At 68.0% G+C, this 25003-nt stretch carries 25 protein-coding genes; 3 read left to right on the forward strand and 22 right to left on the reverse strand.

Annotation, left to right across the window (positions count from 1 at the left end; translation table 11 throughout):
* Nucleotides 1-30: 30 nt before the first annotated feature.
* From R9B84_RS00180 to R9B84_RS00260, 17 genes are all read right to left on the reverse strand, one after another.
* Nucleotides 31-3057, reverse strand: coding sequence for a type III restriction-modification system endonuclease (locus R9B84_RS00180; RefSeq protein WP_423758808.1), 3027 nt, complete (start codon nucleotides 3055-3057; stop codon nucleotides 31-33).
* A complete protein-coding gene (locus R9B84_RS00185; protein ID WP_423758809.1) occupies nucleotides 3057-5075 on the reverse strand; it encodes a site-specific DNA-methyltransferase in 2019 nt (672 codons plus the stop codon). Before R9B84_RS00185 ends, R9B84_RS00180 begins: the two co-directional genes overlap by 1 nt.
* 335 nt (nucleotides 5076-5410) lie before the next feature.
* Nucleotides 5411-6541, reverse strand: a complete 1131-nt coding sequence (locus tag R9B84_RS00190) for a porin (RefSeq protein ID WP_423758810.1) — start codon at nucleotides 6539-6541, stop codon at nucleotides 5411-5413.
* A gap of 282 nt (nucleotides 6542-6823) precedes the next feature.
* Nucleotides 6824-7501 carry a response regulator gene (locus tag R9B84_RS00195; RefSeq protein WP_053059928.1) on the reverse strand — a complete coding sequence of 226 codons (678 nt, stop codon included), beginning with the start codon at nucleotides 7499-7501 and terminating at the stop codon, nucleotides 6824-6826.
* Nucleotides 7502-7513: 12 nt separating this feature from the next.
* Complete coding sequence (locus R9B84_RS00200; protein ID WP_423759932.1) at nucleotides 7514-8881, reverse strand: sensor histidine kinase; 1368 nt, start codon at nucleotides 8879-8881, stop codon at nucleotides 7514-7516.
* 88 nt (nucleotides 8882-8969) lie between these two features.
* The gene (locus R9B84_RS00205; protein WP_107310438.1) at nucleotides 8970-9827 is read right to left on the reverse strand and encodes an ABC transporter permease; all 858 of its coding nucleotides are present in this window, start codon (nucleotides 9825-9827) and stop codon (nucleotides 8970-8972) included.
* Between the two features lie 38 nt (nucleotides 9828-9865).
* Nucleotides 9866-10663, reverse strand: a complete 798-nt coding sequence (locus R9B84_RS00210; protein WP_423758811.1) for an ABC transporter ATP-binding protein — start codon at nucleotides 10661-10663, stop codon at nucleotides 9866-9868.
* Between the two features lie 114 nt (nucleotides 10664-10777).
* Nucleotides 10778-11782, reverse strand: coding sequence for an ABC transporter substrate-binding protein (locus R9B84_RS00215; RefSeq protein ID WP_047899407.1), 1005 nt, complete (start codon nucleotides 11780-11782; stop codon nucleotides 10778-10780).
* A gap of 161 nt (nucleotides 11783-11943) precedes the next feature.
* The gene (fliR, locus tag R9B84_RS00220) at nucleotides 11944-12726 is read right to left on the reverse strand and encodes a flagellar biosynthetic protein FliR (RefSeq protein WP_423758812.1); all 783 of its coding nucleotides are present in this window, start codon (nucleotides 12724-12726) and stop codon (nucleotides 11944-11946) included.
* Nucleotides 12727-12749: 23 nt separating this feature from the next.
* Nucleotides 12750-13022 (reverse strand): flagellar biosynthesis protein FliQ, encoded by a 273-nt coding sequence (fliQ, locus tag R9B84_RS00225; RefSeq protein ID WP_006491272.1) that lies wholly within the window; start codon nucleotides 13020-13022, stop codon nucleotides 12750-12752.
* A gap of 19 nt (nucleotides 13023-13041) precedes the next feature.
* A complete protein-coding gene (gene fliP, locus R9B84_RS00230) occupies nucleotides 13042-13803 on the reverse strand; it encodes a flagellar type III secretion system pore protein FliP (RefSeq protein WP_423758813.1) in 762 nt (253 codons plus the stop codon).
* Nucleotides 13804-13839: 36 nt separating this feature from the next.
* On the reverse strand, nucleotides 13840-14412 hold the full coding sequence (gene fliO / locus R9B84_RS00235; RefSeq protein WP_423758814.1) for a flagellar biosynthetic protein FliO: 573 nt from the start codon (nucleotides 14410-14412) through the stop codon (nucleotides 13840-13842).
* Nucleotides 14409-14900: a flagellar motor switch protein FliN gene (gene fliN, locus R9B84_RS00240; protein WP_423758815.1), complete on the reverse strand. Its 492-nt coding sequence runs from the start codon at nucleotides 14898-14900 to the stop codon at nucleotides 14409-14411. Before fliN ends, fliO begins: the two co-directional genes overlap by 4 nt.
* A complete protein-coding gene (gene fliM / locus R9B84_RS00245) occupies nucleotides 14893-15891 on the reverse strand; it encodes a flagellar motor switch protein FliM (protein ID WP_423758816.1) in 999 nt (332 codons plus the stop codon). Before fliM ends, fliN begins: the two co-directional genes overlap by 8 nt.
* 22 nt (nucleotides 15892-15913) lie before the next feature.
* Nucleotides 15914-16450, reverse strand: coding sequence for a flagellar basal body-associated protein FliL (gene fliL, locus R9B84_RS00250; protein WP_423758817.1), 537 nt, complete (start codon nucleotides 16448-16450; stop codon nucleotides 15914-15916).
* Nucleotides 16451-16632: 182 nt separating this feature from the next.
* Nucleotides 16633-17355, reverse strand: coding sequence for an LrgB family protein (locus R9B84_RS00255; protein ID WP_423758818.1), 723 nt, complete (start codon nucleotides 17353-17355; stop codon nucleotides 16633-16635).
* A gap of 13 nt (nucleotides 17356-17368) precedes the next feature.
* On the reverse strand, nucleotides 17369-17845 hold the full coding sequence (locus R9B84_RS00260) for a CidA/LrgA family protein (RefSeq protein ID WP_423758819.1): 477 nt from the start codon (nucleotides 17843-17845) through the stop codon (nucleotides 17369-17371).
* Between the two features lie 139 nt (nucleotides 17846-17984).
* On the opposite strand from R9B84_RS00260, the gene R9B84_RS00265 reads away from it, so the two are divergent.
* Entirely contained in the window at nucleotides 17985-18911 is a 927-nt protein-coding gene (locus tag R9B84_RS00265; RefSeq protein WP_423758820.1) for a LysR substrate-binding domain-containing protein, read from the forward strand.
* 19 nt (nucleotides 18912-18930) lie between these two features.
* Here R9B84_RS00265 and R9B84_RS00270 read toward each other — a convergent pair whose 3' ends face one another.
* The 4 genes from R9B84_RS00270 to R9B84_RS00285 form a co-directional block, all read right to left on the reverse strand.
* Nucleotides 18931-19317 carry a type II toxin-antitoxin system VapC family toxin gene (locus R9B84_RS00270; RefSeq protein WP_423758821.1) on the reverse strand — a complete coding sequence of 129 codons (387 nt, stop codon included), beginning with the start codon at nucleotides 19315-19317 and terminating at the stop codon, nucleotides 18931-18933.
* Complete coding sequence (locus tag R9B84_RS00275; RefSeq protein ID WP_423759933.1) at nucleotides 19314-19562, reverse strand: type II toxin-antitoxin system Phd/YefM family antitoxin; 249 nt, start codon at nucleotides 19560-19562, stop codon at nucleotides 19314-19316. Before R9B84_RS00275 ends, R9B84_RS00270 begins: the two co-directional genes overlap by 4 nt.
* 114 nt (nucleotides 19563-19676) lie before the next feature.
* A complete protein-coding gene (locus R9B84_RS00280; protein ID WP_423758822.1) occupies nucleotides 19677-21236 on the reverse strand; it encodes a DHA2 family efflux MFS transporter permease subunit in 1560 nt (519 codons plus the stop codon).
* Between the two features lie 177 nt (nucleotides 21237-21413).
* The gene (locus tag R9B84_RS00285) at nucleotides 21414-21902 is read right to left on the reverse strand and encodes a MarR family winged helix-turn-helix transcriptional regulator (RefSeq protein WP_423758823.1); all 489 of its coding nucleotides are present in this window, start codon (nucleotides 21900-21902) and stop codon (nucleotides 21414-21416) included.
* A gap of 174 nt (nucleotides 21903-22076) precedes the next feature.
* Between R9B84_RS00285 and R9B84_RS00290 the strand changes: the two genes are divergently transcribed.
* A complete protein-coding gene (locus R9B84_RS00290; RefSeq protein ID WP_423758824.1) occupies nucleotides 22077-22361 on the forward strand; it encodes a multidrug ABC transporter ATPase in 285 nt (94 codons plus the stop codon).
* Nucleotides 22362-22630: 269 nt separating this feature from the next.
* Nucleotides 22631-24178 (forward strand): efflux transporter outer membrane subunit, encoded by a 1548-nt coding sequence (locus R9B84_RS00295; protein ID WP_423758825.1) that lies wholly within the window; start codon nucleotides 22631-22633, stop codon nucleotides 24176-24178.
* A 24-nt stretch (nucleotides 24179-24202) separates the two neighbouring features.
* On the opposite strand, the gene gspN is transcribed toward R9B84_RS00295, so the two are convergent.
* On the reverse strand, nucleotides 24203-24991 hold the full coding sequence (gspN, locus tag R9B84_RS00300; protein WP_423758826.1) for a type II secretion system protein N: 789 nt from the start codon (nucleotides 24989-24991) through the stop codon (nucleotides 24203-24205).
* Between the last annotated feature and the right edge of the window lie 12 nt (nucleotides 24992-25003).

Below are 25003 nucleotides of genomic sequence, written 5' to 3' on the forward strand. Positions count from 1 at the left end.
GTCTGGGGCGGCTCATCGCCGCCCTTCGTTTCAGCGCCCGGCGCCCGCCAGCGGCGCCGCAGGATCGAACAACGCGTCTGCGTGCCTGACGCGGACGAAGCGCGCCGCGCCGTCGCCGTCCACCAGCGCACGGAAATGCGCTTCGCCGCACGCGAGCTTTGCGCGCTCGTGCTCGCTCGGCACGTTGCCGTCCGCATTCGGCGTATCGACGACGAAGTACAGCCGCTCGCCGCCGTCCTGTTCCGCGAGCACGGCCCAGTCGGGGTGATAGCTGCCGAGCGGCGTGGGCACGCGGAACCACGCGGGCAGCTTCGCGTACAGCTTCACGCCGTCGTGCGCTTCGAGCGCATCGGCGAACGCGCGCTCCGCATCCGTCTCGCACACGACCGCTTCGTGGATCGACTTCTGCGCATCGGGCCGCAGGTTGCGCAAATAGCCGGTCAGCGCCTCGTTCTCGAACGATTCGAGCGCATGCACGTGGCGCTCGCCGAGCTTGCGGTAAGCGATGCCCGCGACGAGCGCGAGCCGCTTGCAGCGGTTGATCGCATCGGCCGCGACCGCGATGAACTGCTGCGGATTCACGCGGAAATCGTCGAGCCGGCCGCTGTCGGCCAGGATCGTCGCGAGCGAGCGGCGCGTAAGCTGCGTGCGGTCCTGCAGTTCGGTGAGCAGGTCGGGCAGCGGCAGCTCGCCTTCGTCGATCAGCACCGTGCCGGCGCCGGCGACCTCGATCGCCTCGATGCCGGCCTTGCCGATATCGATCTCGGCCTTGCGCCACTGCAGCCGTGCGCGTGCGATCTCCGGCGCGTCGTGCAATGCGGCCGCGCAGTCGCGCACGAGCTTCGCGTTGTCGAACTCGACGCGGTACACGGTGCGATGACGGATACGGTCCCACAGCGCGCCGAAATCCTCGCCGAACACGACGGCCTTGCCCGACGCATCGCGCCGCAGCGCGATCGCGCGGCGCTCGTCCGCGTTGCGCACCGCGAAGCGGCCCGACAGCTTGCGCAGCGTCGCGACGATCGGCGCACGCAGCATCTCGAACGCGCCCGGCAACACGAGCGCGCTCTGGCGCAGCGCATCCTTCAGCCGGTCGAGCACCTTGCCCTGCGCGTCGACGTAGCCCTGCTCGTGCAGATGGGTCCACAGCACGCGCGACAGCTCGATGCCGAGCGCATGCGCGGGCCCGTCGCCTTCCTGCACGGGCAGCGCCGCGAACTGGTGCTCCTCGACGATCCCGAAACGGATGCCCGTATCGGCTTCGATTTCCTTCTGCAGGTTTTCCGCGAACGACTCGTAGCGCTCGGTCGCGATCACGGTGAGCGTGTTCACGCCCGCATCGCGCACGCGTTCGCCGTCCTGGTCGACGGCGAGACGCAGCCCGCGGCCGAGCGTCTGGCGGCGCTCGCGTTCGGTCTGGATATCGCGCAGCGTGCAGATCTGGAACACGTTCGGGTTGTCCCAGCCTTCCTTCAGCGCCGAGTGCGAGAAGATGAACTTCAGCGGCGTGTCGAACGACAGCAGCGCTTCCTTCTCGCGCATGATGAGGCCGTACGCGCGCTCCGCGTTCTCGCGGGCCGCGGCGCTGCTTTCGCTCGTGTCGGTCCAGCCGCCCTTGCGGTCGATCGAGAAGTAGCCGTTGTGCGCGCGCCCGACTTCGAGCGCCACGTCGACCCCGTCGAACAGCGCACGGTAGGCCGGCACACGCGCCGCGCGCGCATATTCCTCTTCGAAGATCAGCGCGTAGTCGCCCTTCACGGGCATCCCGTTCTCGTCGTAGCGGCGATAGCGCTCGACCGAATCGACGAAGAACAGCGACAGTACCTTCACGCCGCGCTCCGCGAGGCGCAGCTCCTTGTCGAGATGCTCGCGGATCGTGCGGCGGATCATCTCGCGCTGCACGGCGAGCGTGTCGATGTCGCCGAACGCCTCGCCGAGCGACAGGAATGCCTCGCCTTCCGGATGGCGCAGCTCGACGTATTCGGCGCCCTTCACCGCATGCACTTCGCCGATCCGCAGCCCCGCGTACAGCGCGCGCCTGGTCAGGCGTTCGAGATCGTCGCCGTCGGTGGCCGACACGATCTGGCGCTTCACGCCGGCCGTCGTCGCGACGTCGAGCTCGACGCGCGCGCTGATCGCGCCGCGCCGGTTCGACACGCCGACGAGCCGCACATATGGCTTGTTGTGGGCATCCTCGACGATCGCCGACGCGATCTCGATCTGCTTGACGAGCTTGCGCTCGTACGCGTCGACCGCGTCGAGCCGGTACACCATGTGGTGACGGTCGACGTGCGTCGCCGAATAGCGCAGCGTGCAGAGCGGCGCCATCGCGGCCAGCGCTTCGCGGCCGCGCCCTTCGAGCCCGCCGTCGACGCTCTGCGGCTCGTCGACGATCACGATCGGCCGCGTCGCGCGGATCAGGTCGATCGGCTTCTCGCCGCCGGTCTTCTCGCTGTCCTTGTAGAGGTTGTTGATTTCCTTCTTGTTGATCGCGGCCACCGTCATCACCATGACCTGGATCGCCGCGCTCGCCGCGAAGTGGCGCACCTGGCCGAGCTTTGCGGAGTCGTACAGGAAGTAGTCGTACGGCACGCCCGCGTACAGCGCGCGGAAATGATCCTCGGTGATCGCGAGCGTCTTGTGCACGCCTTCCTTGATCGCGATCGACGGCACGACGATCACGAACTTCGTGAAGCCGTAGCGGCGGTTCAGCTCGAAGATCGTGCGCAGGTATACGTAGGTCTTGCCGGTGCCGGTCTCCATCTCGACGGTGAAGTCGCGCGAGCCGGGCAGGCCGGACGGCGGCAGCCCGCCGCGCAACTGCACGTCGGCGAGATTGCGCGCGAGCGCGTCGTCGGTCAGCGACAGCCGGTTGCCGACGCCCTGTTCCGATACTGCGAAGCCGAGCGAGCCTTGCGCTGCGGCCGTCGTGCCGGGCGCGGCGTTCGCGAGCACGCTGAAGTCGCCGCGATACGATTCCTGGCCGCGAAACAGGTCGCAGACGGCGTCGATCGCCTCGCGCTGGTAGTCGAGATCCGCTTCGAAATGCAGCCGCATCACAGGCTCCGCACGCGCTTCACGCCGTGCTGTTCGAGCAGCGCGGCGAGATTGAGCTTCGCGACGTCGTCGACGAAGCCGCTGTCGCGGAACAGGCACGTGACGTCGCGCGTCGCGCCGGTCGCGTCGAGCAGCCCGACGATGCCGTCGGCGAGCGGGCCCGCGTCGTCGCGCGAGATGCGCGCATCGAAGCACGCGACGATCGACCGGCCGATCAGGTGCACGGTCTTGCCGGCGATCGGGTGATGCTCGACCGGCGTGCACAGGTCGAGGCCGAGCTTCAGCGTCAGCTCGGCGAGCAGGTCGTCCTCGCTGCGGCCGGTCTTCACGTGCTCGACGGACGCGAACAGCGCATGGTCGAAGTCGTCGCGGCGCGGATCCCACTCGATCACGTTGGTCGTGTCGAGCCGGTACACGCGGAAGCCGAGGTCGCCATAGCTCTCCGGATAGTCGCGCGCGACCTGCTGCGCGGCGCGGCGCAGGCGCTCCTTCGTGATTTCGGCGAGCGTCGCGGGCTTCTTCAGCTTCGCGCAGAAATCGGCCGCGCTTTGCTGCGTCTTGTCGCGGCGGTCGAGCGCTTCGGGCAGTTGCACCATCACGTAGCGGCGCGCGCCGCCGTCGGTCGCGTTCACCTGCATCACCGCGTGGCCGGTCGAGCCGGAGCCCGCGAAGCAGTCGAGCACGATGTCGTCGCCGCGCGTGCACCAGCCGATCACGGCCGCCGCGAAATCGACCGGCTTCGGCAGGTCGAACGGGATCCCGAGCGTCTTCAGCAGCGCGTCGTCGGAGCCGGCGAACGGCAGCACCGACGGCACGTTCTCGTACATGTTCTCGTCGAGGTAGTAGATCCGCTGCGGCTGCGTGCTTTCGTCCGCGCCGAATTCGATCTGGCCGCGCTCGATCAGCGCCTGCATCGTCGCGGGCGGGTTGCGCCAGCCGCGCGCCGGCATCGCGCACGGCTTGCCGGTGACCGGGTGGATCAGCGGCGTGAAATACTCTTCGGGCGCCTTCTTCTTGTTCGGCCATGCCATCGACACGAGGCGGTACACGCGGCCGTCTTCCGACAGCCGGTCGTACATCACTTCGCCGCCGGACAGGTTGGTCTGCGCCTTCATCCACGCGCGGTACGCCTTTTGCGCGTCCTTCGGGTTGCCGCTGCGGTACACCGCGTCGTGCGCGGCGTCGAGCATGCGCTGCGCATTGCGCTTCGGGCGCTTGAGCGGCGCCTGTTCGAGCAGCGTCTCGGCGTTGCGCGCGAACAGCACCAGCGATTCGTGCTGGTACGCGACGCCGCGCGCGTCGCCCTTCGGATTGCGCTTGTCCCACACGGCGACGCCCAGCTCATTCTCCTCGCCGAAGATCTCGCGCAGCATCAGCACCAGCGCATGCACTTCGTGCTCGTCGATATGCACGGCGATCAGCCCTTCGTCGGACAGCAGCGCATGCGCGAGCTTCAGGCGCGGATACATCATGTTCAGCCAGTCGGTATGGAACCGGCCGTTCGCCTCGGTGTTGGTGCTGCGCTTCGCGCCGCCCTGGGTCTGCCCGGTCATCGCCAGGTAGTGGCGGATGCTGTCGCTGAAGTCGTCCGGATAGACGAAATCGCTGCCCGTGTTGTACGGCGGGTCGATGTAGACGAGCTTCACCTTGCCCGCGTAACTCTTGTGCAGCAGCTTCATCACGTCGAGGTTGTCGCCCTCGATCACGAGATGGCGCGTGTCGTCCCACGCGACGCTGTCGTCGGGGCAGGGGCGCAGCGTGCCAGTCGACGGCGTGAGCGCGGCCTGGCGCGCGCTGCGCTTGCCGTGCCAGTGGAAGCCGTAGCGCTCGTCGGCGTCGCCGACCGTGCGCTCGCCGACCAGCGCCTTCAGCACGTCGACGTCGACCGACGCGCCGTCGGGGCCTTCGGTCACGAGTTCGGGGAACAGCGCCTTCAGGCGCGCGACGTTGTCGGCGGTGAAATCCGTCGACATCGCCTGCGGGTTCGCCGCATCGAGTTTCTGCATCGTCTTTTCCATCGGAGCCCGGCCGCGCGCGCCAGGACGTCGGGCGCGCTCACGGCACCGGCGGCAATGGCCGCCCGGGCAAACCCGAAACGCTAGCGAGTCGGTCGGCGCAGGTCAAGCGCCGATGTGCGCCGAGCGTGCGCGCATCGGCCGCGATCGCCCGCCGGACGGGCCACAAGCGGTTTCGCGCCGGTTGTCGCACGGGCCGCCGGTGGCCGCGTCGCGGGTGTCCGGCGGCACCGCGGAAAGGACGAAAAAAAGGGCACGGTCGGCGCAAAGCGCCGGCGTGCCCGCATGGAGAATCCCGGACGGAGGGTACGGCGGGGCCCGATGGGCCCCGCTTCCGGTCAAAAACGCGTACGGATGCCCGAAGTCAGTTCGAGCTGGTTCTTCGCGCCGAACGTCGACGCCGCCGTGTAGCCGCCATGCAGCTTCATGTAGTCGCCGGCCAGGTACACCTCGGTGCGCTTGCTCAGGTGATAGAACACCGACCCGTAGATCGTCTCCTTGAAGCCGTTGGCGACGCCGTTGGTCAGGCTGAACGCGCCGAGGTTCGCGTTCGGCGTGAAGCCGTCCGCGTTGTTCGCGGCGTTCTTGATGCGCATCTGCTGGTAGCCGAGCTCGTAGTCGAGCGCGCCCTTCGGCGCGATCTTCATCGACACCGTCCACGAATCGTCGTGGCGCTGGCCGAGCGCGCCCTGGTCGCCGTTGTAGCGGAAGTAGCCCGCATTCAGGCGCACGATGTCGAACGTGTAGTTGCCGCCGACCGAGAACGTCTGGTTCCTGAAGCCGCCGTGGTTCACGTGGTTGTAGAAGCCCGACACGTTGAACGGCCCGCCGTTGTAGCCGAGCGCGACCTGGTACGCGGAGCCGGTCGCGAACTGCGTCGAGTTGCTGAACTGGTAGCCGGCGCTCGCGAAGATGCCGTTGCTGAACAGCTTTTTCCACGCGATGCCGTTGTTGTAGCGCGTGCCGGTCGGGCCGGCCGCGTAGAAGATCATCTGCTTGAAGTTGTTCGAGTTGGTCCAGCCGCCTTCCTCGGTCGTCAGCTTCGCGGAGCCGTACGGGTCGCCGTAGATCGCCGCCGAGTCGCGCGCGATGGTGTTCTGGAAGCCGGCCGTCAGCTTGCCGAAGCGTTCGTCCTCGACGCCGACCCATGCGTCGCGGTCGAAGATCTGGCCTTCGTCTTCCATCTGGCCGTTCGCGACCACGAATTCGCTTTCGAGGCGGAAGATGACCTTCGTGCCGCCGCCGATGTCTTCGGCGCCTCGCAGGCCCCAGCGGCTGCCGCTGAACCACGGTTCGCCTTCGTTGCCCATGCCGATCACGTGTTTGCCGTTCGCGTCGGCGTGGGTCCGGTAGGTCGGAAAGCTCAGGTCCATCAGGCCGTAGAGCTGCACGCTCGACTGCGCATGCGCCTGGGTGCCGGCGCACAGGCCTGCCGCCGCGATGGAAAGGGCAAGGGTTTTTCGTTTCAAGATCGTCTCCTCCGAGCTGCCGCATTGAAATCTGGTCGTTGGCAGTACGCAATGTATGCCGACTCTTGCCGGCCACAGCGAGAGGGCCGACGCGTAGCATCGTAGAGGGTGCAATCCTTCACGACGCTTTCCCGGACGCAAGAATCGGATCGGTGAAAACACCGAACGCGCAACAATCGCGGATCGGGCAGGCGTGCGGAGGCGCGCCCGCCGGACGCGCCGGCAGGCTTCTGACGCGTTTCGTGCTACGAATCGAGGCTCGGGGCGGTGGAGGAACGCCCGTCAGTCCTGCGCGCTCTTCGCACGCAGGATGTAACCGAGCCCGCGCAGCGTGATGATCTCGGCCGTGCTGCCCGCGAGATGCTTGCGCAGCCGGTGGATATAGATGTCGATCGCGTCGGCGCTCGGTTCGTCGTCGAGCGCGAACACGCTGTCCATCAGCCGTGCCTTCGACACCGTCTTGTTCTGCTGCAGCATCAGCGTTTCGAGGATCGCATGCTCGCGGCGTCGCAGCGCGAGCACCGCTTCACCGCAGCGGAATTCGCGCGTGCCGAACGCATAGACGAGATCGCCGCACACGAGCTGCGTCGTGCCGACGCCGGCCTGCCGGCGAATCAGCGCGCGAATCCGTGCAACCAGCTCGCGCGACTCGAACGGCTTCACGACGTAATCGTCGGCGCCCGCGCCGAAGCAGTCGACCTTGTCGTCGACCGAGCCGTGCGCGGTCAGCATCAGCACCGGCACATTGTCGTTGCGGCGCCGCAGCCGCGCGAGCACTTCCTTGCCGCTGATGCCGGGCAGGCGCATGTCGAGCAGCACCGCATCGTAGCGTTCGGTCTTCAGCACCGTGTCCGCACGTTCGCCGTCGCCGACGCTGTCGACCGCGAAATCCTCGCCGCGCAGCAGGTTCACGATCCAGTGCGCGAGTTCGGCGTTGTCTTCGACCAGCAGGAGTTTCATGACGACATCTCTTCAATCGTAAGCGGGCAGCCGCACGGTTACGACGATACCCCGATTGCCCGGCCCCGGCGCAAGCGACACGCCGCCGCCGTGCGCCTGCGCGATCTCGCGGACGATCGCGAGGCCAAGGCCCGAGCCTTCGGTATCCGCCGACACGCGGTAGAACCGCTTGAACACGTGCGGCCGCGCCTCGGCCGGAATGCCGGGGCCGTTGTCGACCACGTCGAGCACGATCGCGTCGCCGTCGCGCCGCGCGGCGACCGTCACGCAGCCGCCCGGCTGCGTGTAGCGCACCGCGTTGTCGACGAGGTTCATCACCAGCGCGGTCAGCAGGCTGTCGCTGCCCGCGACGTCGAGCCGCTCGCCGAGATCGGCGCCGAGGTCGATATCGCGCCGCTGCGCGAGCACGATCGTCTCCTCCAGCACGCTCGACACCACGGCCGCGAGATCGACGCGATGGGTCAGCAGCGTCGACGGCGTCGTTTCCGCGTGCGCGAGCAGCAGCAGCTTGTCGGTCACGTCGGCCATCTTGCGGCTGCTGCGCTGCATGCTGTCGAGCACCGACGCGAGTTCCGCATCGCCGTGCCCGCGCCGCTGCGCGTACTGGATCTGCGTGTCGAGCACCGCGATCGGCGTGCGCAGCTGGTGCGCGGCGTCCGCGATGAAGCGGCGCTGCGTGGCCGTATGCGTATTGAGCCGCGCGATGCACTGGTTGATCGCGTCGACGATCGGCCGCAGCTCGTGCTGCAGCCGCTCGGGGCGGATCGGCTCCAGCTCCATCGGCCCGCGGTCGGCGACATCGTCTTTCAGCTTCATCAGCGGGCGCAACTCGAAGGTGAGGCCGAGGTAGACGAGCACCACCGCGAGCATCAGCATCAGCGACAGGCGCACGAGCTGCGGCCGCCAGATCGTGTCGACCATCGCTTTGCGCGAGCGCACCGTCTTCGCGACGACGACCGTGACCGTTTCGATCTGCCCCTCGTTGTAAAGCTGGCGATCGTAGGCCGCCGCGCGCAGCGGCACGCCGTCGAGCGCCGTGTCGTACAGCGTCGGCTCGACGCCGTGCCGCGCGGGCATGTCGAGCGTCGGCGTGCCGGCCAGCAGGCGGTCGTGGCCGTCGATCACCTTGTAGAACACCGAATCGCGCGACGGCGATTCGAAGATCTCCAGCGCGGCCGGCGGCACGTCGGCGACCGGCAGCCCGTTGCGCCATTCGACGTCTTCGCCGATCGTGCGCGCCGACGCGACGAGCGCGCTGTCCTGCACGAGCCCGGCCGTGGTCCGCGCGGTGTCGTACGACATCGCGCCGGCGATCAGCACGAACACCGCGAGCGGCAGCAGCAGCCACCACAGCAGCCGTCCGCGCAGGCTGTGCGCCATCCTGTTGCGCTCCTTCTCCGAAATGCCGAACCGCGCCGGGGTCGCCGGCGCGGTCGGGAGTGTCATGTCAGGCGTCCTGACGCTGCGTTCAGAACGCGGCGGGGCGCCACTTCAAGAGCCGTTTCTCGAGCCAGGTCAGCAGGTAGTCGGCGGCCAGCGCGACCACGGCCAGCACGATCATCGCCGCGAACACGCCGCTCGCGTTGAACGCGCCCTGGGCGGTGGAGATTAGCAGGCCGATGCCTTGCTTGGAACCCAGGAATTCGCCGACGACCGCACCGACCAGCGCGAAGCCGAAGCTCACGTGCAGGCTCGCGAGAATCCAGCTCAGCGCGGACGGGATCACGACCGCCGTGGTGATCTGCCGACGCGACGCGCCGAGGATCTGCGCATTCGCGATCAGGTAGCGGTCGGCTTCGCGCACGCCCTGGAACGCGTTGCCGAACACGACGAAGAACACCATCACGACGGCCAGCGCGATCTTCGACGCCATCCCGAGGCCGAGCGCGATCACGAAGATCGAGCCGAGCACGACGCGCGGAATCGAGTTCGCGATCTGGATGTAGAGGCCAAACACGTCGGCCATCAGCTTGTTGCGGCCGAGCACGATCCCGCAGATCACGCCGGCAACCGAGCCGATTATGAAGCCGATCCCGGTTTCCTCCAGCGTGACCCAGACCTGCGTGAGCAGCGGGCCCTGCGACGTGCCGTTCACGAACCAGTCCTGGATCTGCGCGAAGATCAGCGACGGCATCGAGAAGAAGAACGGATCGATCCACTTGAGCCGTGCGGCGAGTTCCCACCCGCCCAGCACGATCACGAGCACGGCGATCCGCAGCGTGACGATCAGGTTGCGCCGGCGGCGCAGCCGGCGTTGCGCGGCGCGCTCGTCGTCCTCGAGCGTGGTCGCCGGAAGGGCGGTGGGGGGAAGCGTCATGTCGGTCATGCTCCTGTCCTTGCTGTTCTTTGCGTGCGGCGTCTGCGTCAGCCGATCTGCACTTCTTCGCGCAGGTCGTGCCAGATGTCCTTGGAAATTTCGATGAAGCGCGTGTCGTAGCGAATCTCCGACGTGACGCGTGGGCGCGGCAGGTCGATCTCGTACACGCGCTTGAGCGTTGCGGGGCGCGCGGTCAGCACGAACACGCGGTCGGCGAGCGCGATCGCCTCTTCGAGATCGTGCGTGACGAACACGACCGAGCCCTTGTTCGCCGACCAGAGCTGCAGCAGCTCGTCCTGCATCAACGTGCGCGTCTGCATGTCGAGCGCGGAGAACGGCTCGTCCATCAGCAGGATTTCCGGCTGGTTGATGAAGGTCTGCGCGAGCGCGACGCGCTTGCGCATCCCGCCGGAGAGCTGGTGCGGGTAGTGCTTGGTGAACTTGTCGAGGCCGACCTTGCGGATCCATTCCTCGGCCTGCGTGTACGCGACGTCCTTCGAGCGGCCGCGGAACAGCGGGCCCGCCGCGACGTTGTCGATCACGTTGCGCCACGGGAACACGGCGTCGGCCTGGAACACGAAGCCGATGCGCGGGTCGATCCCGTCGACCGGGCGGCCCATCACGCGCACTTCGCCCGACACGGGCTTGAGCAGCCCGGTGATCAGGTTGAGCGTCGTCGACTTGCCGCAGCCGGTCGGCCCGACGATCGCGATGAACTCGCCGCGTGCGACGCTCATGCTGAAGTCGCGCAGTGCGACGGTGGCTTTGCCTTCCGGCGAAATGAAGCGGCACGACACGTTGCGAAACTCGATCGCCGGTGTGCTCGGGGAGACTGCCTGGGTCATCGCATTCGTCCTGCGGGTGAAGAGGGCGTCGCATCGTGACGCTACGCCGGGCCGGTCAACCGGGCCGGAACGGGGAACGCACGGCGGCGGGATCGCCGCCGCCGGCGCCGCTGCTTACTTCGCGTTCACGAAATCGTTCGTGTAGGTGCGCGCCAGGTCGATGTGCTTGCCCTTCACCGACGGGTTGAACGCCGACAGCACCTTCAGCACGGTCGCCGGGCCGTCGGCCGGCATCTTCGCGTCGGCGGTGAACATCGGCAGCGACGCCTTCAGCGCGCTCACGTACAGCGCCTTGTCCTTCTGGTAGTCGGCCGGCATCTTCGCGGCGATATCCTCGGCGCTGTGCGTGTGGATGAACTGCATCGTCTTCGCGAACGCGTGCGCGAGCTTGGTCGCCTGCTCCTTGTGCGAATCGGCCCACGCCGACTGCACATACAGGCTCGCGGCCGGGTAGGTGCCGCCGAGCGCCGCGCGCGTGCCGTCGAGCGTGCGCAGGTCGACCAGCACCTTCGCGTCGCCCATCTTCTCGAGCGCGGACACCGTCGGTTCGGTCGTCATCCCGGCGTCGATGCGGCCCTGCTTGATCGCGGCGATGAAGCTTGCGTCGGCGCCGACCGGCAGCATCGTGTACTGCGTCGACGGCACGCCGTGCGCGAGTGCGAGGTATTGCGTGAGGAAGCTCGTCGACGAGCCGAGGCCCGTCACGCCGAGCGTCTTGCCCTTCGCGTCGGCCATCGACTTGAAGGTCGGCGCGGCCTTGGTCGACACCATCTCGACTTCGCCCGGCACCTGGCCGAACACGGCGATCGCCTTGACGTCCTTGCCCTTGCTCTGCAGGTCGATCGTGTGGTCGTAAAAGCCGACGACGCCCTGCACGGCGCCCGCGAGCAGCTCGTTCTCGGCGTCGACCCCGGCCGGCTGCGACAGCAACTCGACGTCGAGGCCTTCGGCCTTGAAGTTGCCGAGTTCCTGCGTGAGGCGTGCAGGCAGGTAGATCAGCTTCGCGATCCCGCCGACCATGATCGTGATCTTGCCGCCGTCATCGGCGAAAGCGGGGGCAGCGGCAAGCGCGCAGCTCAGGCTGGCTGCAACGGCGAGGGTGCGCAGGATGGGTCGCATCGGGTCGTCTCCGTTCGTTGTATTCGTGGCGCGATGCTTGCTGCATCGTCACGACGAGTATAGGGAGACGAAACCTTCTGCTACCTTTCGCGGGCCGGCGATTCCTTTAGGGGTTTTCCAGCAACGGGGGGCCGGAACGGGCGGGGAACGGGATCGGCGCTTCAGCGCCAGCCAAGCAGCACCCGCCCCGTCGCGTCGAGCCCCATATCGAACAGGTGCGACACGAACGGCACGAGGTTCGGCACCATCAGCTGCACGAGCAGCAGCCCGACGAGCATCGTCACCGGAAAGCCGACCTGGAACACGCCGATCTGCGGCGCCGCGCGGTTCAGGATGCCAAGCGCGAGGTTCGCGATCAGCAGCGCCGCGACCACCGGCAGCGCGAGCAGCAGCCCCATCTCGAACACGGTCGCGCCGAACGCGGCGAGCGTGCGCCAGCCGGGCGCGTGCAGCAGGTCGGCCGACACCGGCAGCGACTGGAACGATGCGGCGAGCGCGGCGAACACCTGCAGGTGGCCATCCACCGCGAGGAACGCGAGCATCGCGACCGCATTCAGGAAGCGGCCCAGCACGGGTGTCGCGCCGCTCGTATGCGGATCGAAGAAAGTGGCGAAACCGAGGCCCATCGACAACCCGATGAAATCGCCGGCCGCCTCGACGGCCGCGAACACGAGCTGCATCGTGAAGCCCATCGCGACGCCGATCAGGAACTGCGTGACGACGATCCAGATGCCCTGCGCGGAGAACACGGTGACATCCGGCATCGCGCCGAGCGTCGGCGCGACGACCAGCGCCATGAACGCGGCGAGGCCGATCTTGACGCGCACGGGCACTGCCGCATGACCGACGACGGGCGCCGTCGCGACGAGCGCGAGCATCCGCACGAACGGCCACAGGAAAGCGGTGAGCCAGCCGTTGAGTTGCGCGTAGGTAACCGAGAACATCGCCGCCGGGTGGTGCGCGCGGCTCAGCCGACGCCGAGCGTCGCGACGTGCAGCAGCGTCTGCCGCAGGTAGTCGAGCATCGTCGTCAGCATCCACGGGCCGGCGATCACGAGCGTCGCGGCGACCGCGAGCAGCTTCGGGATGAACGACAGCGTCGCCTCGTTGATCTGCGTCGCGGCCTGGAACAGGCTCACGACCAGGCCGACCGCGAGCGCGACCAGCAGCAGCGGGGCGGCGAGCAGCAGGCCGACCATCATCGCCTGGTGCGCGAGGGTCATCACTTGTTCGGGCGTCATCGCGCGATTCCTCCGCTGCTTACGTAAAGCTCTGCGCGAGCGAGCCGATCAGCAGTTGCCAGCCGTCGACCAGCACGAACAGCATCAGCTTGAACGGCAGCGACACGGTGGACGGCGACACCATCATCATCCCCATCGACATCAGCACGCTCGCGACGACCATGTCGATGATCAGGAACGGGATGAACACCGTGAAGCCGATCTGGAAACCCGTCTTCAGCTCGCTCGTGACGAACGCGGGCACGAGCAGCGACAGCGGCACGTCCTCGGGGCCCTGCATCGGCGCGGCCTTCGAGATCTTCGCGAACAGTGCGAGATCGGTCTCGCGGGTCTGCTTCAGCATGAAGGTCTTGAACGGCGCGATGCCGCGCTGCACGGCCTGCTCCATCGGCATCGTGCCGTCGGAGAACGGCTTGTAGCCGTCGTTGTACGCCCGGTCGAGCACCGGCGACATTACGAAGAAGGTGAGGAACATCGCGAGGCCGACGAGCACCTGGTTCGGCGGCGTCGTCGCGGTGCCGAGCGCCTGGCGCAGCAGCGACAGCACGATGATGATGCGCGTGAAGCTCGTCATCATCAGCACCATCGCCGGCAGGAACGACAGCATCGTGAGCAGCAGCATCGTCTGCACGCTCAGCGAATAGGTGGTGCCGCCATGCGGGCCCGGGCTCGCGTTGAACGCGGGCAGGCCATTCGCCTGCGCGTACGCGAGCGCGGGGGCGACGCAGAGGATCAGCACGGGCGCGACGCGCGCCGCGCGACGCAGGAATTCGTGTTTCATCGGAATGCGGGAACGGAAAGAGGGCACGGCGCCATGTCAGCGGTCCTTGCCGCGACCGAGCCGCTTCGCGGCTTCGCCCGCGAGCGCGTCGCGAAACCGCGAGCCGAACGTGCCGGGCAGGCCGACTTCGGACGGGGCGGCGCCGGCAGGCGCGTCGGCCGAACCCGATGCCGCGGTGGCGGTGGCCGCCGCCGGGCCGGCCGGCAGCGTATGCAGCAGCCGCACGTTGCCCGGCGCGACGCCGAGCACGAGCCAGGTGTCGCCGATCTCGACGATCGTCGCGCTTTCCTTCGCGCCGAGCCCGACGCTCGACACGATCTTCAGCGGGCCACCGCGCCGCGCGGGCTGGAAGCCGAAGCGGCGCGCGAGCCACGCGCAAGCGAACACGAGACCGATCACGACCGCGAGCCCGACGAGCGTCTGCAGCACCGCGCCGATGCCGAGCGACGGCGCGGCCGAGCCGACCGTCACGCTCGACGCGATCGAACCGGCGTGGTTCACCGCGTTCATGTCGGCGGCACCGGCCGGTGCGCAGGCGAACGTTGCCGCGACGGCAAGCACCGCCGCGATAGCGCTGCACACGCGGCGGCCGGGCTGCACGACGCTCACCGGTTCAGCTTCCGGATGCGTTCTGCCGGCGTGATGATGTCGGTCAGGCGGATGCCGAACTTGTCGTTGACGACCACGACCTCGCCCTGCGCGATCAGGCAGCCGTTCACGAGCACGTCCATCGGCTCGCCGGCCATGCCGTCCAGCTCGACCACCGAGCCCTGCGCGAGCTGCAGCAGGTTGCGGATCGCGATCTTCGTGCGGCCGAGCTCCACGGTCATCTTCACCGGGATGTCGAGGATCATCTCGATGTCGTTGTGCGTCGAGTTCGCCGCGGCCTTCGACAGCGGCTGGAACACGCCGGCGCCGGTCGCGCCCGGCTGCACCGGCTGATCGTTCTGCTCGGCGAGCGCGGCGGCCCAGTCGTCCATGCCGGAATCCTCTTCCGCCGCGGCCGGTGCCGCCTGCGCGGCGGCGGCCGAGGCCGCGAGGGCCGCATCGGCGATCGCCTGCACGTCGTCCTCGGGCGTCTGGTTCAGCTCACTCATATCCACCTTCCTTCATCGAATCGCCCGCGCCGATCATCTTCTGCACGCGCAACGCATATTGACCATTGAAAATTCCGTAGCCGCACTCCATCACCGGCACGCCGTCGACCTTCGCGGTGATCGTGTCGTCGATCTCGAGCGGCAGCACGTCGCCCGCGCGCAGGTTCAGGATCTTCTCGAACGTCGACGGAATCTCGGCGAGATTCGCGCTCAGCTCGACCTCGGCCGACTGCACCTGCTGCGACAGCACGCGCACCCAGCGGCGGTCGACTTCGAGCGCCTCGCCCTGGATCGGCGACGCGAGCACGTCGCGGATCGGCTCGACCATCGAGTACGGCATGCAGATGTGCAGCGTGCCGCCCGTCGGCCCGAACTCGATCGAGAACTGCGTGACGATCACGATCTCGTTCGGCGTCGCGACGTTCGCGAACTGCGTGTGCATCTCCGAGCGCACGAATTCGAACTGCAGCGGCCGCACGCTCTTCCATGCGGTCGTGTAGTGCTCGAACACGAGGTTCAGCAGCTTGCCGATGATGCGCTGCTCGGTGGCCGTGAAATCGCGGCCCTCGACGCGCGTGTGGAAGCGCCCGTCGCCGCCGAACAGGTTGTCGACGACGAAGAACACGAGGTTCGGGTCGAACACGAACAGCGACGTGCCGCGCAGCGGCTTCACGTGCACGAGGTTCAGGTTCGTCGGGATCGGCAGGTTGCGGGTGAATTCGCTGTACTTCTGCACCTTCACCTGGCTCACGGAGATTTCTGCCGTGCGCCGCATGAAGTTGAAGATGCCGATCCGCAGCAGCCGCGCGAAGCGGTCGTTGATGATCTCGAGGCCGGGCATCCGGCCGCGGACGATCCGCTCCTGCGTCGCGATGTTGTAGGGGCGGACGCCCGATGTGTCGCGCTGCTCGTCGACTGCATCGGTTTCGCCCGTGACGCCCTTGAGGAGGGCATCGACCTCCTCCTGGGACATGAACTCCTGGTGGCCCATGCGCGCTCCTTTCGCGGCCGCGTTACTGGACGACGAATTCGGTAAACAACACGTCGTCGACCTTCGCGCGCTGGTTGCCCGGCTGCGTCGGCTGCTCGATCAGTTCCCGCAGTTCCTTCGAGAGCGAACGTTTGCCGTCCGGCGTCGCGAGATCCTCGGGATGCTTGTTCGACAGCGCGAGCAGGATCCGGCTGCGGATCTCCGGCATCCGCGCGGTCAGTTGCTCCTGCGCCTTCGGGTCGGTGAGCTTCAGCGACAGGCCGACGCGCAGGTAATGCTGCGCGCCGTCCTCCGACTGCAGGTTCACGGTGAGCGGGTCGAGCGGGAAGAACACCGGCGCAGCAAGCGGCGCCGGCTCGGCAGGCGCGCTCGCATGGCCAACGCCTTCCTTGCTCAGGAACACGTACATGCCGCCGGCAGCGGCGGCGGCCGCGCCCAGCGCGATGACGGCGATGAGCGCGATGCGCTTGAACTTGCCGGACGAAGCCGGCTTGTCGGCGGTCGGGTTTGCGGTCGTGGAGGCCATGTGAATGCGTGCGTGATGTCTCGTAGCATGCATTGTTCGGCATCCGGGCCGAGCCCGATGGGCGGAAAAGAGGGGGGATTTGCGGCTATCTCAGCCGATTGTCGGCCGGGCGTCGGCTCGCCGCAGGGTGGCAGTAGAGGCGGAGGACGGTCATTCCGGGCGCGGCCGGGGCGGCCCGGCATGCCCGGCGGGCGTCGGCCGCCCGGCGCGGGCCGTCAGATCGGCAGCAGCGTCAGCAGCGGCGCGATCAGCACCATCGCGACGCCGGCGATCATCATCGTCAGGCTCGACACGACGCCTTCCTCGCTGCCGATCTCGCGCGCCTTCGCGGTGCCCACGCCGTGGGCGGCCGCGCCGAACAGCGCGCCGCGTGCGAGCCGCGTGCGCATCGGCACGAGCGCGAGCACGATCTCGCCGAGCAGCATCCCGCAGATGCCGGTCGCGATCACGAACAGGGCCGTGAGGTCCTTCGGCGCGTGGATCTTGTCCGACACGGCGAGCGCGAACGGCGTCGACACCGAGCGCGTCATCAGCGAGCGCTGCAGCTCGGGCGACAGGTGCAGCAGCTTCGCGAGCAGCAGCGACCCGCACACGCCCGCGCCGATCCCGACCGCGACGCCGACCGACAGCGACAGCCAGTGCCGGCGGATCAGGTCGCGATAGTCATAGATCGGCACCGCGAACGCGATCGTCGCCGGGCCGAGCAGCCACATCAGCCAGCGCGTGTCGCGGAAGTAGACCGAATACGGGATGCCGGTCAGCAGGACGAGCAGCACCAGCACGCCCGGCACGAACACGAGCGGCGAGAACAGCAGCGTCTTCCTGTACGCGTAGAGCCGCTTCGACACGAAATACAGCACGACCGTCAGCACGAAGCAGCCGAACGAGATCGCAGTGTTCACCCGGTCGGCGGGCAGGTTCGACAGCAAGGCAGGCATGCGCGGCTCCGGCTCAGTGGGCGGCCGCGGCGCTCAGGCGCGCGCGGCGGCGTTCGGCGAACACACGCTGAGCGGCGAGCCGGCGTTCGAGCTTCGCGGCGAGGTCGACCGCGACGGCCACCGCGACCATCACGAACGCGGTGCCCGCGAGCATGACCAGCGCGATGCGCCAGCCGTCCTCGCGGAACAGCCCGCCGTACTGGACGGCCGCGACGGCGGCCGGCACGAAGAACAGCAGCATGTCGGACAGCAGCCAGTTCGCGCCGTCCTTGACCCACGCAGGCGCGACACGGCCCGAGAACAGCAGCACGAGGAGCACCGCGAGACCAACCACGCCGGACGGAATCGGCAGCCCGATCGTCCGCACGGCCCAGTCGACGGCCATCCACAGCGCGCCGAGCGCGGCGGCCTGCAGCACGATCCGGCCCGTGCGCGTCATGCTGCCCGAAGCGGCAGGGCGGGCGGCGGCGGTGGCGGTCGGCTTGGTCATGGCGGGCTCCATACGGATATTTCGTCGATGGTGCGAGTATAGGGTTTCCCCTAACCATAAATAAAATGACTTGTCTCTATCCTTATCATTCCAATTAGGAATTCACTTGTGTTCGCTGCACCAACCTGGGGAGTGATCGATGGAATTGCGCGCGCTGCGGTACTTCGTCGAGGTGGTCCGCCAGCAGAGCTTCACCGCGGCGGCCGACAAGCTGTTCGTGACCCAGCCGACCATCAGCAAGATGGTGAAGGCGCTCGAGGACGAGATCGGTTCGCCGCTGCTGCTGCGCGACGGCCGGCAGATGGTGCTGACCGACGCGGGGCGGATCGTGTTCCAGCGCGGCCAGGACGTGCTTGCCGCGCAGGCGCAGCTGCAGTCGGAGCTGAACGATCTCGGCACGCTCGGGCGCGGCGAGTTGACAATCGGGGTTCCGCCGCTCGGCGGCTCGCTGTTCACGCCGATCATCGCCGCGTACAAGCAGCGTTATCCGAACATCGAGCTGAAGCTGTTCGAGCAGGGCGCACGGATGATCGAGGCGGCGCTGATGTCGGGCGAGCTGGAGCTGGGCGGGCTGCTGGAGCCGGTCGACCCGGCCGTGTTCGAGCGACTGCCGATGGTGCGCGCGCCGCTGTGGCTCGTCGCGCCGCGCGAGTCGCGCTGGGAGGATCATGCGGCCGTGCCGCTCGCGGATCTCGCGCGAGAGTCGTTCGTGTTCTATGCGGAAAGCCTCGCGCTGCACGACGCGGTGCTCGATGCGTGCCGGCAGGTCGGCTTCACGCCGTCGATCGTGAGCCGCAGCGGCCACTGGGATTTCATGGCCGCGCTCGTGCATGCGGGGGTCGGCATCGCGCTGCTGCCCGAGCCGTACTGCAGGCGGCTCGACGTCGGGCAGTTCACGTGCCGGCCGATCGTCGAGCCGGAGATCACGTGGGCGATCGCGCTGGGCTGGCTGAAGAAGGGGTATCTGTCGCACGCGGCGCGCGCGTGGCTGGAAGTGGCACGGGCGACACTGCCGGGCGCGCCCGTCGACGATCTGGCGTTCGGCGGGTTGCGGGCGAGGGAGTGACGGCCGGACGTGGGGATGATCAGACGTGCTGGACAGAGCCCGAATACCGGGCAACGGTGTGATCGTGCGTGAGCAGGGTGACGCCCTCGGAAATCGCCTGCGCGATCAGCAAGCGATCGAACGGGTCGCGGTGCACCGGTGGTAGCTGCTCGACGGCGAGGACGTGTGCGCTCGTGATCGGAAGTTCCACATAGCCGGCGTCGAGCAGACTGCGGCGAAGTACATGCGGATCGACCTGGAAATCGTCGCGGTCCAGCCCACGCTTGATGACGATCTCCCAAAGACTCGCCACGCTGAAGAGCAGCGTATGGGCGGAATCTTCGATGAGCGCACGGGCGCGGCTCGGCAGTTCCGCCGCGTCGGCGGCGGCCCAAAGGATCAAATGGGTATCGAGCAACAACTTCACGCGTCGCCCTCGAACAGTTTCCGGATGGCGTCCCCGCCCATCGAGTCGAAATCGTCCGGAACGCGAATCTGTCCCTTCATGAAACCGATCCGGCTCGGCGGAGCCGGTTCCCGCGTATCGATCGGCACTACCTTGACAAGCGGCTTGCCGGCTTTTGCGATCACGAACGGTTCGCCGGCATGGACGGCTTCGTCGATCAGACGCGACAGATTCGTCTTCGCGTCGTGCATGTTGTAGGTCTGCATGGCATCCCCAATTGAACTAAGTTTAATGACCAATTTGACTTAGTTTAATTGGGAGGAGAGATCTGCGCAATCAGCCGGAAGACCTAGGACACGCCCCGCTGCGCCATGTCGCCATCAATGCCCCATCGCCGGCCCCGCGCCCTTCCTCGGCTTCGTGATCCACACGAGCGCCGCGAGCGCGATGAACATCACCGCCGACAGGTGGAAGAAGTCGTTGGTCGCCATCATGAAGCCCTGCTGCGTGACGAGCTGGTTGAGCTGCGCATTGGCTGTCTGCCCGACGATGCCGAGCTGCGCGAGCGCGCCCTGGTAGTCGGTCGTGTTCTGCGCGTAGACGCTGACCGATTCCGAGAGCCGCGCATGGTGGTAGATCGCGTCGTTTTCCCAGAACGTCGAGCTGGCCGCGGTGCCGATCGCGCCCGACAGCGTGCGCAGGAAGTTCGACAGCCCGGATGCGCTCGCGAGCCGCTCGTCGGAGATGCTCGACAGCGTGATGGTCGTCATCGGCACGAAGAAGCACGCGACGCCGATCCCCTGCACGAGCCGCGGCAGGATCACATGGTTGAACGGCACGTCGAGCGTAAACGTCGCGTTCCACAGCGACACGCCCGCGAACACGATGAATGCGAAGCTCGCGACCATCCGCAGGTCCAGCCGGTGCATGTTGCGGCCGATCAGCGGCGACAGCACGAGCGCGAGCAGCCCGACCGGCGCGGTCGCGAGGCCGGCCTTGCCGGCCGTGTAGCCCATCACCGTCTGCAGCCACAGCGGGAAGATCACGACCGAGCCGAAGAACGCCATGAAGCCGAACGAGATGATCATCGCACCGAGCGCGAAGTTGCGATCCTTGAACAGCGACAGGTCGACCACCGGCTCCTTCTCGGTCGCCTCCCACACGAGCATGAACGCAAGCGACACGACCGCGATCAGCGCGAGCGCGACGATGAACGACGAGTTGAACCAGTCACGGTCCTTGCCGAGGTCGAGCACCATCTGCAGGCACGACACGCCAATCACGAGCAGCGCGAGGCCGACCGCGTCGATCCGCTGCTTCGACGTCTTCGTCTCGCGGCCGCGCAGCAGGAAGTACGCGCAGGCCGCCGAAAAGATGCCGATCGGCAGGTTGATGTAGAAGATCCACGGCCACGTGTAGTTGTCGCTGATCCAGCCGCCCAGCAGCGGGCCGAAGATCGGCGCGACGATCACCGTCATCGCCCATAACCCGAGCGCGAGCCCGCGCTTCGCGGGCGGGTAGCTGCGCATCAGGATCGTCTGCGACAGCGGCACCATCGGCCCCGACACGAGGCCCTGCAGCAGCCGGAACGCGATCAGCGTCTCGAAGTTGGTGGCGAAGCCGCACAGCGCCGACGCGATCGTGAACGCGAGCACCGACAGCGTGAACAGCCGCACCTCGCCAACCCGCCGCGCGAGCCAGCCGGTCAGCGGCACCGCAATGGCGGACGCGACCGAGTACGACGAGATCACCCACGTGCCTTCGCTCGTCGCGACGCCGAGGCTGCCCGAGATGGTCGGCACCGCGACGTTCGCGATCGACGTGTCGAGCACTTCCATGAAGGTGCCGAGCGCGAGCCCGACGGTGAGCAGCGCGAGCGCGCCGCCGGTCAGCGGCGCGGGTGCGGCGGCAGGGGCGGCGGATGCCGTAGTGGCGGACATCGGAATCTCCTAGACGCGGCGCGCGCGACGCGCCGGCACAACGCACGGGTGCGCGACGCCGCGCGGCCCGGCCGGGTGGAACGGATCAGGAAAGAAACGGAGCGCGTGCACTGTCATCTTCTGCCCAGACAGAGAAATAAACGAACGCTTAACCTAGACATGAGGCCTCCGCGCACATCAGCAGTCGGGTTCGTCGGGCTTCGGGCAACCGGCCGTGCCGGGCCCGTTGGCGATGAAGCGCTGCAGCAGGCCGGTGAGCGTCGCGAGTTCGTCGGCCGAGAAACCGTCGAGCTGCGCGTTGAGCGCGGTCGCGATCAGCGACGGCAGCGCGCGGGCCGCGTCGGCGCCGCGTTCGGTCAGCGTCAGCTCGATCATCCGGCGGTCCTGCTCGCTGCGCGAGCGCGCGACCAGCCCCTTGCGTTCGAGCCGGTCGAGCATGCGCGTCATCGAACCGCTGTCGTACGACATCTTGCGAGACAGCTCGAACGGCGTGCGCGCATAACCTCGCGACAGCAGCAGGATCACGCCGATCTGCTGCGCGGTGAGGTCGAGCGGCTCGAGCGCGCGGTCCATCCGCTCGACGAGCGCCTGCTTCGCCTTCGACAGGTAATAGCCGAGGCTCGTTTCCAGCGCGATGTTCTCGGGATCGTAGAGGTCGCCGGTCATACGACTGCGCGCGCAGCAATAGTGCGTTTCAGGTTAAAACGCGCCCAGTATCTTGAAAAATGATTGCTTAGTCAATATTATTTGAGGCAACCAGTTACGACGTGCATGTTGCACTGCCGGAGACGATGTTCTGACCGATTCGCCCGCGCTGCCGGGCACCCGAGGATGTTCGCGATGCTGTTCCTGAAAAATGCCGCCGGCGCGCTGCGCCGCAACCTGACCGATACCGCTCATCATGTGTTTTCCGGGCCGCACCGCGGCTGGAAGATCGCGCTGTACGTGACGATGCTGGTCGTGCCGGGCGGCTCGCTCGCGGCGCTCGGGTTCGCTTGGTTCGATCATCGCCGGCAGCGCAACGCGAAGGGCGGCGCAGGCCGCACGAGCCAGCCGGTCGCGACGGAGCCGTCGTCATGGCGGCCCGCCGCCGAACCCGTCCCGGTGCCCGTGCGCTGCCACTGACGCCGCGCTGCTCCCGTCCTCCTGACTGTCCGGACTGATCGCCGGCCGCGTCTCCCGCGGCCGCCGTCGCGCGCCTGTCTCGCCGCAAGCGATCCGTAATGGCCGGTAAACCGGCCGGTCGCGCCGGTAACACATTCCGGCCGCCGCGCACCGTACCCTTAGGTCTGCGCAGCTTCTCCGCCGTCAGTTACCATTTGTCCGCCAGCGGCACAACGACCGCATCGCGCGACGCCGCTCGCCGGCCGTCGCGCCCAGACAGGAAAACCACGATGCCGTACGCCCCCCTCCCGCGCGCCCTTCGCCCGCTGAGCGCCGCCGTCGCCGTTGCGACGGCCGTGCTGCTCGCCGGCTGCGCCGTCGGGCCCGACTATCACCGGCCCGACACGTCGATCCCCGCCGCCTTCAAGGAAGCGCCGGCCGGCTGGAAGGTCGCGCAGCCTGCCGACCGTGCCGACCGCGGCCCGTGGTGGGCGGTCTACAACGATCCGCAGCTCGATGCGCTGATCGGCAAGCTCAATGCGTCGAACCAGACCATCGCGCAATCGGCGGCCGCGTACCGGCAGGCGCGCGCGCTCGTCACCGAGGCGCGCGCCGCGTATTTCCCGACCGTCGGGCTGACCGCGTCGGGCTCGCGCGCCCGTACGCCGCGCACGTCGAGTTCGTCGTCGAGTTTCGGCAGCGGCTCGTCCGGATCGATCGGCAACAGCTACAGCGTCGGCCTCGACGCAAGCTGGGAGCCCGACCTGTGGGGCAAGGTGAGCCGCACCGTCAGCGCACAGCGCGCCGGCGAAGCGGCCGCCGCGGCCGATCTCGCGAACGCGCGGCTGTCGCAGCAGGCGCTGCTCGCGCAAACCTATTTCCAGCTGCGCACGTCCGATGCGCTGCAGAAGCTGCTCGACGACACCGTGAAGTCGTACGCGCAGTCGCTGAAACTCACGCAGAACCAGTACGCGCAGGGCGTCGCCGCACGCGCGGACGTGATCCAGGCGCAGACGCAACTGCAGAGCGCGCAGGCGGCGTCGATCGACAACGGCGTCGCGCGCGCGCAGTTCGAGCACGCGATCGCGACGCTGATCGGCGAACCGGCGTCGACCTTCTCGCTGCCGCCGAACCCGCTCGCGGCCGAGCCACCGATCACGCCGGTCGACGTGCCGTCCGCGCTGCTCGAGCGCCGGCCCGACATCGCGGCCGCCGAGCGCCGCGCGGCATCCGCGAACGAGCAGATCGGCGTCGCGATTGCCGCGTTCTTCCCGACGCTCACGCTGTCGGCCACCGGCGGTTTCCAGAGTTCGGTGTGGTCGCAGCTGTTCACGCTGCCGGCGCGTTTCTGGACGGTCGGCCCGCAGCTTGCGGCCACGCTGTTCGACGCGGGGCTGCGCGCCGCGCAGACCGATGCCGCGCGCGCGACCTACGACCAGGACGTCGCCGCCTATCGCCTCGCGGTACTCACCGCGTTCCAGGACGTCGAGGACAACCTCGCGTCGCAGCGCATCCTCGCGCAGGAAATCGACGTGCAGCGGCAAGCCGTCGACAGCGCCGAGCACGCGCTCGCGATCGTCACGAACCAGTACAAGGCCGGCACGGTCGCGTACCTGAACGTGCTGACCGCGCAGACCACCGCGTTCACCGCGCAGCAGAAGCTCACGACGATCGCCGGGCAACGGATGGCGTCGTCGGTCGGGCTCGTGAAGGCACTCGGCGGCGGCTGGGATGCGTCGAACATGGCGCGCGAGACCGGCGACATGGCTGCGCCCGCGCCGGTGCCGGCGTCAGGTGCGGCCGCGCCTGCGGCAACCGCGCCGCTCGCGCAGAAGTAAGAAGAGAAGAGGGCGACGCGCGCGTCAGCGCTGCGCGTCGCCGAAGATCAGCGACACCTCGTTGTTCCCGATCGGGTGGCCGAGCAGGTTCAGCAGCCCCGCGAGGTTCGCCTGCTGCTCGGGCGCCGCATGCGCGCTGCCGCGGAACGATCCCTGGCCGGCGCCGAAGTTGCCGTGCCCGTCGAGGAACAGCGGACCCTGCGTCGTCGACAGGTCGAGATCGGCGCCCGCCCCCTTCGCCTGCAACACCGCGCGGTACGAACCGAGCGGCTTCACGCGCGATACGCGCGAACTCATCGAGTCGATCGTCACCGTCAACTGGCCGAACGCGTTGTTGCCGAACAGGCGCCAGTCGGTCCAGCCGACCCGCACGTCGCCCTGCAGGTCCAGCGTGTTGAACGGCGTGCCGAGCCCCGCGAGCAGCGACGCGGGCACGGCCATCGTGCCCGCCGACAGCACCGCGCCGCGCCACGTCGCATCGAGCGTGACGGCATCGGGCATCGCCTCGGTCTGGCGCATGCGCATCTGCACGCGCCCGGTCAGCAGCGGCCAGAAGCGCGTGGTCCATTCGACCCGGCCCGGCAGCAGCGTCGCCGCGCTCTGGTCGGCGCCCGGCGCGAGCATCAGCGTGCCCGAGCCATGCCACAGCGATCCGTCCGGATCGACGAGATTCACGTGCCCGCCGGTCGCGCGCGCGAACTGCGGCGCGATCCACGCGGCCGGCGCGAGCGCGACGAGCGTCACCGCCGTCGCCAGTCCGCCCGCCAGTACCCACGGCAATGCGGTGGCGAGCCGCTTCGTCCACGGCCTCATCGGCCGACCGCC

The sequence above is a fragment of the Burkholderia sp. NLJ2 genome (genome assembly GCF_049487195.1).
Classification (GTDB): domain Bacteria; phylum Pseudomonadota; class Gammaproteobacteria; order Burkholderiales; family Burkholderiaceae; genus Burkholderia; species Burkholderia pyrrocinia.